The sequence below is a fragment of the Sphingomonas sp. PP-CC-1A-547 genome (genome assembly GCF_003610375.1).
In the GTDB taxonomy this organism is placed as follows: domain Bacteria; phylum Pseudomonadota; class Alphaproteobacteria; order Sphingomonadales; family Sphingomonadaceae; genus Sphingomonas.
In genome coordinates, this window is the sequence record NZ_RAPZ01000011.1 from 518909 (window position 1) to 531775 (window position 12867).

Below are 12867 nucleotides of genomic sequence, written 5' to 3' on the forward strand. Positions count from 1 at the left end.
TCCTCGAAATCTTATCAGCTAGCCATCCGGTCGGCGATCCGGCCAAGGCTCTCGTCGCGCCCGAGCAAATCGAGCACGTCGAAGATCCCCGGCGACGTCTTGCGTCCCGTCAGCGCGGCGCGAAGCGGCTGTGCGACCTGGCCGAGCTTGACACCCCGCGCTTCGGCCACGCGCCGTACCGCGCCTTCGAGCGCTTCCGTATCCCACTCCGCGAGCGCGTCAAGTTCGGCATGAACATTGACCAAAATCGCACTCGCTTCACCCTGTAAAAGGCTCGCCGCGGCGTCATCCATCGCCAACGGACGCTGGCTGAACAGGAAATTCGAGCCTTCGGCCAGCTCGTTCAGGTTTGCGGCACGCGGCTTCAGGGCAGGCATCGCACGAGTCAGAAGATCAAGCCCGCCGGTCGGCAGGTCGTGGCCGAGACGATCGGCGGCGAGCTGCGCGAGGCGCGCGTCGTCGGCTTCGCGGATGTAGTGGCCATTGAGGTTCTCGAGCTTCTTCAGGTCGAAGCGCGAGGGCGACTTGCCGACGCCGGACAGGTCGAACCACTGGACTGCCTGCTCGCGGCTGATGATCTCGTCGTCCCCGTGGCCCCAGCCGAGCCGGAGCAGGTAATTGTCGAATGCCTCGGGCAGGATACCCATCTCGTCGCGGTACGCTTCGATGCCAACCGCCCCGTGACGCTTCGACAGCTTGGCGCCGTCGGGGCCGTGGATCAGCGGGATGTGCGCGTAGATCGGCTCGGGCCAGCCCATCGCGCGATAGATCGGCAGCTGGCGGAACGCGTTGTTGAGGTGATCGTCGCCGCGGATGACGTGCGTGACGCCCATGTCGTGATCGTCGACGACGACCGCGAGCATGTAGGTCGGCGTGCCGTCGGAGCGGAGCAGGACGAGATCGTCGATCTCTTCGTTCTTGACCGTGACGGCGCCCTGCACGCGGTCCTCGATCGTGACGGCGCCTTCCTGCGGCGCGCGCAGGCGGACGACGTGGGGGAGGTTCGGCGCTTCACTCTCTGGGCGATCGCGCCAGGGGCTGCGGATGCGGAGCGGTTTCTTCGCCGCCTGCGCCTCGGCGCGCATCGCGGCGATCTCGTCGTTGGTCATGTAGCAGCGATAGGCGTGGCCGTTCGCGACCATCTCGTGCGCGACCTGCGCGTGGCGCTCGGCACCCGCGAACTGCATGACGACGTCGCCGTCCCAGTCGAGCCCGAGCCAGCGCATCCCGTCGATGATCGCGTCGATCGCCGGCTGGGTCGAGCGGACCCGGTCGGTATCCTCGATCCGCAGCAGGAATTTACCCCCGTTTGCTTTCGCGAACAGCCAGTTGAACAGCGCGGTGCGCGCGCCGCCAAGATGCAGGAACCCCGTCGGCGACGGAGCGAAACGGGTAACCACGGGTGCGGCCGAATTGGCGGTGCCCGTATCAGATATTGCGCCCAACCGCGGGTGCTCCCAGACTGTAAGAACGATGGAAAAACGATGGCCATGACAGCCGTCGCCGCCCCTAGCATGCGTCCTTGGCGGCGACAAATGGGCGTGCCGCGATGGGGGGCTGTCGTCGGGCTTGCCGTGGAACGCTGGCTGGAGGCGGAGCGCGACCAGTTGGTGTTGTGGCTGCCGGTGATGCTGGGCGGCGGGATCGCGCTGTGGTTCGCGTTGCCGGACCCGGCGGCGTGGTGTGTGGCGATGCTGCTGCTGGTGGCGAGTGGGTTGGCGTGTCTGGCCGTGGGGCAGGGTGGCCGTGCGGCGCGGTCTTTGGCGATCGGGCTGCTGACGACGGCGCTGGGGCTGGCGTTGATCTGGGCGCGATCGGAGTCGGTCGCGCGACCAGTGATGGGTGGACCGACGATCGCTAGCTTCTCCGCGAGGGTGGAGGCGATCGAGCCGTTGGTGGCGCGGAAGCTGGTCCGGCTGACGCTGCTGCCGATCGGGAAGGGCGCCGAGACCGACGGGCAACCGGTTGCCCTGCCATACCGCGTCCGCGTTAATCTGGCGGAAGCGGATGCACCCAAGCTGCTGGGAACGGGAGCGGTCGTGCATCTCCGGGCCCGCCTGATGCCGCCGCCATTGCCAGCCGTACCGGGTGCGTACGATTTTGCCCGCGTCGCATGGTTTGGCGGGATCGGTGCGACGGGACGCGGTTTCGCACCGGTGGTCGTGACGACCCCGAGCGAATCGGGGGCGGGCATCCGCGTCGCGCTATCGCACCACATTGTATCGCGACTGGACGGCAGCGCGGGAGGCATCGCTGCGGCTCTTGCAACCGGCGACGTCGGCGCGATCAGCGAGGAGGATTCGGAGGCGATGCGCCGCGCGGGGCTCGCGCATCTGTTGTCGGTGAGCGGGTTGCATATTACGGCTGCGGTGGCCGCGACGATGTTGATCGTGTTGCGGTTGCTGGCGCTGAGCCCGTGGTTGGCTCTGCATGCGCGCTTGCCTTTGATCGCTGCGTTGGCGGGAGCGGGGGCAGCGATCGGCTATACGTTGCTGACCGGAAGCCAGGTTCCGACGATCCGGTCGTGCGTTGCTGCGCTGCTCGTGTTGGCGGCACTGGCGATGGGGCGTGAGGCGATGACGTTGCGCCTCGTCGCGGCGGGCGCGGCGTGCGTCATGCTCGTGCTGCCCGAATCGGCGGCGGGGCCGAGCTTTCAACTCTCGTTTGCGGCGATAACTGCAATCATGGCGCTGCACGAGCATCCTTCGGTTCGCGCGTTTTTCGGGCCCCACGAGGAGGGGCGACCGCGCCGTCTCGCTCGCGGAGTAGCATCGCTGTTGCTCACCGGCCTGCTCGTCGAATTCGCGCTGATGCCGATCGCGGTCTATCATTTCCACAAGGCCGGGCTCTACGGCGCGTTCGCCAACATCATCGCGATCCCTCTGACGACCTTTGTCGTTATGCCGTTGGAGGCTTTGGCGTTGCTGCTCGATGCTGGTGGGCTTGGTGCGCCGATATGGTGGCTCGTGCAGCGATCGCTCGATGCTCTGTTGTGGCTCGCACATATCGTTGCCAGCGCGCCAGGATCGGTGCGGTCGTTGCCCGCGATGCCGACGGCGGCGTTCGCGTTTATGATCGTCGGTGGCATCTGGATCGCCTTGTGGCGAACGCGGTGGCGGCGGCTCGGGCTGGTACCACTGGCGATCGGCGCGGTCTGGGCGCTGACGACGCCAGCGCCTGACGTTCTCGTGACCGGTGATGGGCGCCATGTCGCGGTGCGGACGGCAGCGGGGCTCGCGATGCTGCGCGACCGGGCGGGCGACTATACGCGCGACATGCTCGCCGAGAATGGCGGGGTGGATGGCGAGCCATTGCTGCTGGCGGACCAACCCGACGCACGGTGCAGCCGCGATCTTTGCGTCACCGATATCGCCGCGCGGGGGCAGATGTGGCGGATACTTGCGACCCGCAGCGCCTATATGGTCCCGATCGCCGAGTTCCTTGCCGCCTGCCGCAGCGCCGATGTCGTCGTAAGCGAACGCGGTCTGCCGAGACGCTGTATGCCGCGGTGGCTAAAACTGGATCGTCGTGTCCTCCGGCGGACGGGTGGAGTCGCGCTGACCTTGAGGACCGGGACGGTCGTGACGATCCTGAACGCGGGCGATCGCCATCCCTGGCGCGATCCGCCCATGCTCGAACGTACGGCACATTCGTTTAGACCGCGTCATGTCCGGTTTCACGATGCAGCGTCGGCGTTTCAAGCCAGCCGAGGCCGTCAAAAGTAGAAATGTTCACGTGAAGGCGCACAGGCGCGAAGGTGATGCGATTCGGGAGACCTTCACACCTTAATGAACGATAAGCCGACGTCGGTTTTTCCGTGGTCTGCGAAGACAAATAGACGCCAATCTAAGCACCACATCTTCGCGCCTTTGCGCCTTCGCGTGAACAAAATCATCCGTCATCACCTGCGATTGCAGTACGAAGAATTTGTTCACGCGGAGACGCGGGGACGCGGAGCCGCGGAGCAGTTTGATACGATGGGTGAATCGGGCTGGCTATTGTTCAGTCTCACTGCCGAAGGCATTGGAACAGCTTCATCCCTCCCCGAACGCAACACCTCCGCGTCTCCGCGCGAACCAATTCTTCGGCTGCGCGGGAGATTGGCGGCGATGTGTTCGCGCACAGGCGCACAGGCGCACAGGCGCACAGGCGCAGAGATCAGGCGTTCGAGTCGAGGTCGCGCTTACGGATCGGAGCGTGAGAGGGTCTTCCGGACACTTGGTGGCGTTTGCTTGGGCGTGGCGAAAAACTGCCACTTCTTCGACGGCTCCGAGGACATCGCTTACTTTGCCAAAGAGGCTCGGCCGCTGTTGCCGGTAGGAAAGAGCGACTTGGCCTATCAGCTTGGCTGTCGCTTTTCGTGAGCAACCAAAAAACTGAGACCGGCCTGCGTCGCGATGACGCGGGCCGATCCCTGCAGTTCAGTCGTAGCGGCGGAGGATGCCGGAAAGTTTGCCTTGGACGCGGACTTGGGCGGGGGCGTAGCGTTGGGGGTCGTAGGCTCGGTTGGCGGGGTCGAGGCGGACCATCGCGCCTTCGCGGCGGAAGTATTTGAGGGTGGCTTCGCTGTCCTCGATCAGCGCTACGACGATCTCGCCGTCTCGCGCCGTTTCGGTGCGGCGGATGAGGGCGTAATCACCGTCGAGGATGCCGGCTTCGACCATAGAGTCGCCCGAGACTTCGAGCGCGTAGTGTTCGCCGGTGCCGAGGAGGGCTGCGGGGACGGCGAGCATCGTGCTGCCTTCGAACGCTTCGATCGGGACGCCGGCGGCGATGCGGCCGTGGAGCGGGATTTCGACGACGTCGTTCGCTGGTTGCGGCGTCGCGGCGGCGGGGGCGGCCTTGACGTTCGACGGCTTGGTTGAGGTCTTCTTTTCCGCACGCTCGGGCATGCGCAGCACTTCAAGTGCGCGCGCGCGGTTTGGCAGGCGGCGGATGAAGTTGCGCTCCTCGAGCGCGCTGATCAGACGGTGGACGCCCGACTTCGACTTGAGGTCGAGCGCGTCCTTCATCTCCTCGAACGACGGCGAGACGCCGGTTTCGTTGAGGCGATCGTTGATGAAGCAGACGAGTTCGTGCTGCTTGCGCGTGAGCATGGCGGTTCTCCGTCCGGAACAGACTGGGAACTTCTATGGAACATAATTAACGCCGTCAAGCGTCCGTATCACGCGATCACAAGGATTTCCGCCGATTCGCCTGTCTTTGCAATCGGTGCGTTGCCGGGGCGGACTATCAGGCAGGTCGACCGGGCCAGTGTCAGCAGCATCGAGCTGTCCTGGATCGTCGAGGCATAGGCTTTCCCGTCGCGCAGTTCGGCGCGGAGGTAATCGGTGCGGGCGTTGTTGGCGGGGAGGTCTTCGCCGAGCAGCGCGTGGGTCGACTGGGGGAGCGGGTCGCTTGCGCCGGCCATGTACGAGACGACGGGCTTCACGAACAGCGTCGCGGTGACGAACGCGGAGACCGGGTTGCCGGGGAGGCCGAGCACCATCATCTCGCCGATCCGGCCGGCCATCATCGGCTTTCCGGGGCGCAGCGCGATCCGCCAGAAATCGATGGTGCCGCCGGCCGCCTCGATCGCCGGGCGGACGAGGTCGTGGTCGCCTACCGATGCGCCGCCGGTCGTGACTAGGAGGTCTGCGTGAACGCTGGCGAAGGCCTCGCGGAGGACTTCGAGATTGTCCGGGAGGATACCGAGATCGATGACGTCGACGGGCATGTCGGCGAGCATCGCGGCGAGCATGATGCCGTTCGATTCGGGGAGCGCTACGCCGTCGGTGGTCGAGCCGGGGGGGACGAGTTCGTCGCCGGTGGCGGCAACGGCGACGCGGACGCGGCGGTTGACGGTGAGGCTGCCGTGGCCGCCGGTCGCGGCGACGGCGATGCGCGCGGGGCTGAGGCGGTCGCCGGCGGCGATCAGGCGGGTGCCGGTGAAGAAGTCGAGGCCCTTGCGACGGGTGTTGCGGCCGAGCGTCGGGGGGCCTTCGCCGGCTAGGATCAGGGTTTCGCCGTCACGCTCGGCTTCTTCCTGGACCATGACGGTGTCGGCGCCGTCGGGCATGGCGGCGCCGGTGAAGATGCGGGTGGCTTGGCCGGCAGCGACCTGGCCTGCGAAGGGGCGGCCGGCGGCGCTTTCGCCGATGACTTTCCAGGGGCCGGGGAGGTCTTCGAAGCGGATCGCGTAGCCGTCCATCGCCGAGAGGTCGGCGGCGGGTTGCGTGCGGCGGGCGAGGATGTCCTCGGCGGCCCAGCGGCCGGCGGCTTCGCGCAACGTCACGGTCTCGCTGCCGACGCGGGGGGCCATGGCGAAGAGGCGGGTCTGGGCTTCGGCGACGGGGACTAAGGTCATGCGTAAGGCTCTGTTTCTGGGCGGCTCTCCTGCTGGAAGTGCAGGAAGTTCACACGCTGGGAGACATTTGGCGGGTGCGGTTCTGGGGGTCAGGTTTGGAACGGTCTCGTCCGGTAGAAGGTCCGGCGGGAGGGGGTGAGTTTTGGCGTGTCTGGCGCTTTGCCATGGGTTTGGGACGTAGGACAGGTGTTGTTGGAGTTGCGGTGGGCGGCGGGACGGTCCGTCGCGGCCACTGCGTCCTTGTTCTCCCGCGAAGGCGGGAGCCCAGTCTGGGTCCCCGTCTTCGCGGGGAAACAGGGGTTGGGCGGAGCGGTCGCTACGGATTACTTCGGCTTTCCCAACTGGGCCCCGGCCTTCGCCGGGGTGGTGTTGATGGTGTTCCGCTGTTTTCTCCGCGGCGCGACAAGGAGTTCGGGCTAGTCGTCGATCACCTCTTCGCACGCTCGGCCAGCGCGGGTTCATCGCTTGCGGGGCTTTGTTTGGGAGAAAGAGACACCAGATCAGCATGATGACACGCAATCAGCCTCGGGCGAGAGACAGGATCGGGGCGGCGGTGGGTGCTGTCCTGTTGCCGGGGGTGCTTGGCTATGCGCTGCTCAATGGGCTGGTGGTGACGATGCCGGCGGCGGTGAGCGATGCGTTGAAGGTGTTCGATGCTGCGCCGCCTCCGCCACCGCCGCCCGAGGAGAAGGTCAGGCCTCGGCCGTCGCCTAGTCGCAAGCCGGAGGGGGCTGCGTCGCCGCCTAATTTGAAGTCTAAGGCTACTGAAGTGGTGGCGCCGCCGCCGGTGGTGCCGGTCGTGGTGCCGCCGCCGGTCGTCGTTGCGGAGAAGGCTGGGGTGGGCGCGCAGGCTACTGCGGGGGCTTCGGATATTCGCGGGCCGGGGACCGGAAGTGGCGGGATCGGTAATGGCACTGGCAGCGGCGGGTATGGCGATGGCGACGGCGGGGGTGGCGAGGAGACGCCGCCGCGGTGGCGAAAGGGGCGGTTGAAGGATTCGGACTATCCGCGCGAGGCGGCCGAGACGGGGATCCGGGGGCGGGTCTCGGTTCGGTATCTGGTCCAGACCGATGGGCGGGTTTCGCGGTGCCGGGTGACCCGCTCGAGCGGAAGCCGGGAGCTGGATACGCTGACGTGTCGGTTGATCGAGGAGCGGTTTCGGTATGATCCCTCGCTCGATGCGGCCGGGCGGCCGGTGGAGTCTACGATCGTTGAGGATCATGAATGGACTATGGGTGGGGAATAAGGTCCTAGTTGACGGCAAACTGCTTGGCTTGCCCTCACCCTCGCCGCCTTTGGCGTCTTTCCCTCTCCCCTTTGGGGAGAGGGTTTTGTTTTAGGCGGTCCAGTTGCCGGATTTGCCGCCGGACTTTGCGCGGACGCGGATGTCGGTGAGGACCATCGTCTTGTCGATCGCTTTGGCCATGTCGTAGATCGTCAGGAGCGTGACCGTGGCGGCGGTGAGCGCTTCCATTTCGACGCCGGTCTTGCCTTCGGTCGAGGCGGTGGCGGTGGCGGTTACGCCGGTTTCGTCGACGACCAGGTCGATCTCGACCTTTGTCAGCGGGAGCGGGTGGCAGAGGGGGATGAGGTCGCTGGTGCGCTTGGCGGCCATGATGCCGGCGACGCGCGCGACGGCGAGGACGTCGCCCTTTTTCGCGGTGCCGGCGCCGATCGCCGTGGCGGCTTCGGCGGACATGGTGATGCGGCCGGAGGCGATAGCTTCGCGGGCAGTGACGGCCTTGCCGCCTACGTCGACCATTCTTGCCGCGCCGGCTTCGTCGATGTGCGTTAGGCCGGTCATCCGACGAGAGCGCGCGTTGCCGCTTCGACGTCGTCCTGGCGCATGAGCGCTTCGCCGATCAGGAAGCAGTGGATGTCGTGTTCGGCCATCGCGTCGAGTTCGGCGCGGGTCGTGAGCCCGCTCTCGGCGACGAAGGTGCAGTCCTTGGGCGCCTTGCCGACGAGGTCGTAGGTGCGCTGGAAATCGACCGAGAAGTCGCGGAGGTCGCGGTTGTTGACGCCGATCAGGCGCGACTTGAGCCTCAGCGCGCGCTCCATCTCGTGTGCGTCGTGGACCTCGACCAGCACGTCCATGCCGCATTCTAGCGCGGAGGCTTCGATCTCGGCCATCTGGATATCGTCGAGTGCGGCGACGATGATCAGGATGCAGTCGGCGCCGATCGCGCGTGCTTCGGTCGACTGCCAGGGGTCGACCATGAAGTCCTTCCGCAGCACGGGGATCGAGACAGCGTCGCGGGCCGCGGTCAGATAGGCGTCGGAGCCCTGGAACCACTTTTCGTCGGTCAGGACCGAGAGGCAGGCGGCACCGCCGGCTTCGTAGGCGCGGGCGTGCGCGACTGGATCGAAATCGGCGCGGATCAGGCCTTTCGAGGGGCTGGCTTTCTTGACCTCGGCGACCAGCGCGTAGCCGGTCTTGGCGTCGCCCTTTTTTGCATCAAGCGCGGCGCGGAAGCCGCGGGGCTTCGACATGCGGGCGATGCCGGCGTCGATGTCGGCGAGCGAGGTCGTTGCCTTGCGCGCGGCGACTTCGGCGCGCTTGGTCTCGAGGATACGGTCGAGCATGGTCATGTCAGTAGGCGATCCAGCGGGCGAGCAGCGCGTCTGCGCTGCCGGTGTCGAGGGCGGCGGCGGCCTTGGCCGCGCCGTCGACGAGAGTGGGGACGGTGCCGGCGACCATCAAGGCGGCGGCGGCGTTGAACAGGACGGCGTCGCGGTAGGCGCCGGCCTCGCCCTTGAGCAGGCGGCGGAGTGCGTCGGCGTTGTGGGCCGCGTCGCCGCCGCGGATATCGGTGATGGCGTGGCGGGTGAGGCCTGCGTCTTCGGGCGTGACCTTGCCGGGGAGCGTTACGCTGCCGACCGAAGCGACGATGCTGGGGCCGGCGCCCGACAGTTCGTCGAGGCCTTCTTCGCCGGACACGACGAGCGCGGCTTCGGTGCCGAGCTGTTCGAGGGCTTCGGCGTAGAGCGTGACGTAATCGGGGCGGGCGATGCCGATGAGCTGGCGGGTAGTGCCGGCCGGGTTGGCGAGCGGGCCCATCAGGTTGAAGATCGTCCGCTTGGCTATGCGTTGGCGGATCGGGGTGATGCGCTTCATCGCCGGGTGGTGATTGGCGGCGAAGAGGAAGGCGATGCCGATCTCGTTGAGGCTCGCCTCGGCAGTGGCGCCGGCGCGGTCCATGTCGAGGCCGAGGACTTCCAGCGTGTCGGCGGCGCCGGCCTTGCTCGAGGCGGCGCGGTTGCCGTGCTTGGCGACGGGGACTCCGCACGCGGCGACGACCAGCGCGACGGCGGTCGAGACGTTCAAGGTGTGGTGGCCGTCGCCGCCGGTGCCGCAGACGTCGATCGCGCCGGCGGGGGCATCGATCGGGATCATCCGGTTGCGGAGCGCGCGCGCAGCTTCGGCGATCTCGATGCTGGTCTCGCCGCGGGTCGCGAGGTCGGTGAGGAAGGTGGCGATCGCGTCGTCGCTTGCGCGGGCGTCGAGGATGTCGGCGAAGGCTTCGCGGGCGGATTCCCGGGAGAGGGGGGAGGACGGGTCGGGAAGCAGGGCGACGGTGGTCACATTCCCCTCCCGCTTGCGGGAGGGGTTAGGGGAGGGGCTACCTCAGAGGTCGTGGGTGCGGCGCGGCCCTCCCCCGACCCCTCCCGCAGGCGGGAGGGGAGTTGGTGGGGGATGTTCGCCATCTTCAGGAAGTTCGCGAGCATTTCGTGGCCATGTTCGGTGGCGATGCTTTCCGGGTGGAACTGGACGCCGTGGATCGGCAGCGTCTTGTGGCGAAAGCCCATCACCGTGCCGTCTTGTGCGGTCGCGTTCACCACCAGCGTGTCGGGGACCGCGTTGACGATCAGCGAATGGTAGCGCGTGGCGATGAACGGCGAGGGCAGCCCGGCGTACAGCCCGGTGTCGTCGTGGACGACAGGCGAGGTCTTGCCGTGCATCAGGCCACCGCGCTCGACCTTGCCGCCGAAATGCTGGCCGATCGCCTGGTGGCCGAGGCATACGCCGAGCAGCGGCTTGCCGGCGTCCGCGCAGGCCGCGACCAAGTCCAGGCTTACGCCTGCCTCGGTCGGCGTGCAGGGGCCGGGGGAAATGAGGAACGCGTCCGCGCCCGACGACAGAGCCTGCCCGGCGGAGATCGCATCGTTGCGGACGACTTCGACCTCGACACCCAGTTCCATCAGATAATGGACGAGGTTCCAGGTGAAGCTGTCGTAATTGTCGACGACGAGGATCATGGCGCCGCCATAGCCGATGCGGGGCGCGGTGCAACAGCGCTCGGCCGGGACGGTTCGGCGCTAATTGCCTGGAGATTGTTCTGGCAAGGTCGCGAACGGCGATGGCGGTTCCTATATCGCCGGGGCAGGCGACCATCATTCAGTGCGGAGCAATGCTGCATGACGGACGTTATTCGCTCAAAGGAGCCTGATCCATGTTTCGTACCGCCGTCCTCGCCGCACTGATCGCATTCCCCGCCATGGCGTCCGCGCAGGAGGCGCAGGTCGACACGCCACCGCAGCGCATTCGCAGCGTGACGCTGACCGGGGACCAGGCTTGCCCGAAGTCGACCGCGGGCGAAGTCGTGGTGTGTTCGACGCTCGACCAGCCGTATCGCATTCCGAAGCAGCTGCGCGACGACAAGCCGATCGCCGCGCAGAACCAGAGCTGGGTTAATCGGGCGGCGTCGATGGATCAGCTCGGGCGTGTTGCCGGCGGGTTGCCGGATACATGTTCGGCGGTCGGGACCGGCGGCCAGTCCGGCTGCTTCCTCGCGCGGAACAATGCCTATGCCCAGGAGCGTCGTGCGCCGGCTAGCGAGACGAACACCACGCCTTGATTTGATCAACGTCGGTTGATGCGTGGTTGTAGTCGAGCAACTACTTCTACCACCCCGGCGAAGGCCGGGGCCCAATCGGGGGACGGTGTTAGCTGAGGCTGCGCATCGTTACGGCGACCTTCCCAATTGGGCCCCGGCCTTCGCCGGGGTGGCGTTATCGGGTAGGCCTACTTACCGAAGCCCGGAGCTTTCGCCCGGCTGACAGCCTCGCGAGCCGCGGCGAGAATCGCGCCGGCCTTGGCTTCGCATTCGCGTTGTTCGTATTCGGGGATGCTGTCGGCGACGATGCCGGCGCCGGCCTGGACGTGGATCGTGCCGTCCTTCACGACCGCCGTCCGCAGCACGATGCAGGAGTCCATCGAGCCGTCGGGCGAGAAATAGCCGACCCCGCCGGCATAGGCACCGCGGCGTTCGGGCTCCAGTTCGGCGATTATCTGGCAGGCGCGGACCTTAGGCGCGCCGCTGACCGTCCCGGCCGGGAACCCGGCGAACAGCGCTTCGAGTGCGTCCTTGTCGGGGGACAGCGTGCCGACGACGTTCGAGACGATGTGCATGACGTGGCTGTAGAATTCCACGCCGTAGCTGGCGGTCACCTTAACCGACCCCGGCGCCGCGGCGCGGCCGACGTCGTTGCGGCCGAGATCGAGCAGCATCAGGTGTTCGGCGCGCTCCTTGGGGTCGGCGAGCAGGCTGACGCGGTTCGCTTCGTCCTCGGCGGCGGTCTTGCCGCGGGGGCGTGTGCCGGCGATCGGGCGGATCGTCACCTCTTCGTCGCGGACGCGGACGAGGATCTCCGGGCTCGAGCCGATCAGCGCGAAGCCGGGCAGGTCGAGGTGGTAGAGGAACGGCGACGGGTTGATCCGGCGTAGCGAGCGGTAGAGCTCGAACGGCGGCAGCGCGAATGGCGTGCTGAAGCGCTGGGCGAGCACGACCTGGAAGATGTCGCCGGCGAGGATATAGTCCTTCGCGGCGGCGACCATCTCGCCGTAGCGGCCTTCGGGGAGCGCGGGCGTGTAAGTCGGTTCGGCGACATCGGCGCGGATCGGTGCGGGGACGGGCGTGCTGGCGAGCTTGGCGGCCACTGTGTCAAGCCGCTCTTCGGCCTCGGTCACGATCGCGTCGGCATCGCGGGCTGGATCGGGCCAGGCGGGTGCGACGAGGTAGAGCGCGTCGGTCAGGCGGTCGAACACCAGGATGACGGTCGGGCGTACGAAGATCATGTCGGGCAGGCCGAGCGGATCTACCGACGGCTGCGGCAGGGTTTCGACCAGCCCGATCGTCTCGTAGCCGAAATAGCCGACTAGGCAGGCGAGCGCGCGTGGTAGTTCGGCTGGGACGTCAGCGCGACATTCGGCGACCAGCGCGCGGAGAGCATCGAGCGTAGGCACGGGGCACGGCGCGAACGTCTCGCGATCGGTGGCCCAGTGGCGATTGATCTCGGCGTGATGCCCGTGCGCGCGGAACAGCAGATCGGGGGCGAGGCCGATCAGGCTGTGGCGGCCCCGGGTCTCGCCGCCCTCAACCGATTCGAGCAGGAAGTCGCCACGTCCCGGCTCGATCAGCTTCAGCGCGGCGGCGACCGGCGTTTCGGTGTCGGCGACCTGTCGACGCCAGACGAGCGCGGGACGCCCTTCGGCCAAGGCTTCACGCGCGCTGGTCATG

11 protein-coding genes and 1 pseudogene are annotated in these 12867 nt (G+C 67.1%); 4 read left to right on the plus strand and 8 right to left on the minus strand.

The features are described from left to right. Positions 1–14: 14 nt before the first annotated feature. Positions 15–1445, minus strand: coding sequence for a glutamate--tRNA ligase (gene gltX, locus C8J39_RS08695; protein WP_404969324.1), 1431 nt, complete (start codon positions 1443–1445; stop codon positions 15–17). A 90-nt stretch (positions 1446–1535) separates the two neighbouring features. On the opposite strand from gltX, the gene C8J39_RS08700 reads away from it, so the two are divergent. Next, positions 1536–3725 (plus strand): ComEC/Rec2 family competence protein, encoded by a 2190-nt coding sequence (locus C8J39_RS08700; protein WP_183037979.1) that lies wholly within the window; start codon positions 1536–1538, stop codon positions 3723–3725. A gap of 63 nt (positions 3726–3788) precedes the next feature. Continuing rightward, entirely contained in the window at positions 3789–4364 is a 576-nt protein-coding gene (locus C8J39_RS18490; RefSeq protein WP_147420659.1) for a hypothetical protein, read from the plus strand. A 57-nt stretch (positions 4365–4421) separates the two neighbouring features. On the opposite strand, the gene lexA is transcribed toward C8J39_RS18490, so the two are convergent. Together lexA and glp are read right to left on the minus strand one after the other, a co-directional pair. Continuing rightward, a complete protein-coding gene (gene lexA, locus C8J39_RS08705; RefSeq protein WP_120300091.1) occupies positions 4422–5096 on the minus strand; it encodes a transcriptional repressor LexA in 675 nt (224 codons plus the stop codon). Between the two features lie 68 nt (positions 5097–5164). Continuing rightward, positions 5165–6346, minus strand: a complete 1182-nt coding sequence (glp, locus tag C8J39_RS08710) for a gephyrin-like molybdotransferase Glp (protein WP_120300092.1) — start codon at positions 6344–6346, stop codon at positions 5165–5167. Between the two features lie 553 nt (positions 6347–6899). Between glp and C8J39_RS08720 the strand changes: the two genes are divergently transcribed. After that, complete coding sequence (locus C8J39_RS08720; protein ID WP_243649816.1) at positions 6900–7592, plus strand: energy transducer TonB; 693 nt, start codon at positions 6900–6902, stop codon at positions 7590–7592. Positions 7593–7682: 90 nt separating this feature from the next. Here C8J39_RS08720 and moaC read toward each other — a convergent pair whose 3' ends face one another. From moaC to C8J39_RS08740, 4 genes and pseudogenes are all read right to left on the minus strand, one after another. Beyond that, positions 7683–8150, minus strand: a complete 468-nt coding sequence (moaC, locus tag C8J39_RS08725) for a cyclic pyranopterin monophosphate synthase MoaC (protein ID WP_120300094.1) — start codon at positions 8148–8150, stop codon at positions 7683–7685. Then, on the minus strand, positions 8147–8938 hold the full coding sequence (gene trpC / locus C8J39_RS08730; RefSeq protein WP_120300095.1) for an indole-3-glycerol phosphate synthase TrpC: 792 nt from the start codon (positions 8936–8938) through the stop codon (positions 8147–8149). Before trpC ends, moaC begins: the two co-directional genes overlap by 4 nt. A 1-nt stretch (position 8939) precedes the next feature. Next, complete coding sequence (gene trpD / locus C8J39_RS08735; protein ID WP_120300096.1) at positions 8940–9932, minus strand: anthranilate phosphoribosyltransferase; 993 nt, start codon at positions 9930–9932, stop codon at positions 8940–8942. Positions 9933–10042: 110 nt separating this feature from the next. Next, positions 10043–10606, minus strand: a pseudogene (locus C8J39_RS08740) (anthranilate synthase component II); the annotation flags it as partial. Between the two features lie 194 nt (positions 10607–10800). On the opposite strand from C8J39_RS08740, the gene C8J39_RS08745 reads away from it, so the two are divergent. Continuing rightward, positions 10801–11205 carry a hypothetical protein gene (locus C8J39_RS08745; RefSeq protein WP_120300098.1) on the plus strand — a complete coding sequence of 135 codons (405 nt, stop codon included), beginning with the start codon at positions 10801–10803 and terminating at the stop codon, positions 11203–11205. Between the two features lie 167 nt (positions 11206–11372). Here C8J39_RS08745 and trpE read toward each other — a convergent pair whose 3' ends face one another. Further along, positions 11373–12866 carry an anthranilate synthase component I gene (gene trpE, locus C8J39_RS08750; RefSeq protein ID WP_120300099.1) on the minus strand — a complete coding sequence of 498 codons (1494 nt, stop codon included), beginning with the start codon at positions 12864–12866 and terminating at the stop codon, positions 11373–11375. Position 12867 lies beyond the last annotated feature (1 nt).

What these genes read in the sequence shown, in the direction of transcription:
- C8J39_RS08700 (WP_183037979.1), top strand. Translation starts at nt 1,536, where the DNA reads ATGGGCGTGCCGCGATGGGGGGCTGTCGTCGGGCTTGCCGTGGAACGC.
- C8J39_RS18490 (WP_147420659.1), top strand. Translation starts at nt 3,789, where the DNA reads ATGAACGATAAGCCGACGTCGGTTTTTCCGTGGTCTGCGAAGACAAAT.
- lexA (WP_120300091.1), bottom strand. Translation starts at nt 5,096, where the DNA reads ATGCTCACGCGCAAGCAGCACGAACTCGTCTGCTTCATCAACGATCGC.
- glp (WP_120300092.1), bottom strand. Translation starts at nt 6,346, where the DNA reads ATGACCTTAGTCCCCGTCGCCGAAGCCCAGACCCGCCTCTTCGCCATG.
- moaC (WP_120300094.1), bottom strand. Translation starts at nt 8,150, where the DNA reads ATGACCGGCCTAACGCACATCGACGAAGCCGGCGCGGCAAGAATGGTC.
- trpC (WP_120300095.1), bottom strand. Translation starts at nt 8,938, where the DNA reads ATGACCATGCTCGACCGTATCCTCGAGACCAAGCGCGCCGAAGTCGCC.
- C8J39_RS08745 (WP_120300098.1), top strand. Translation starts at nt 10,801, where the DNA reads ATGTTTCGTACCGCCGTCCTCGCCGCACTGATCGCATTCCCCGCCATG.
- trpE (WP_120300099.1), bottom strand. Translation starts at nt 12,866, where the DNA reads ATGACCAGCGCGCGTGAAGCCTTGGCCGAAGGGCGTCCCGCGCTCGTC.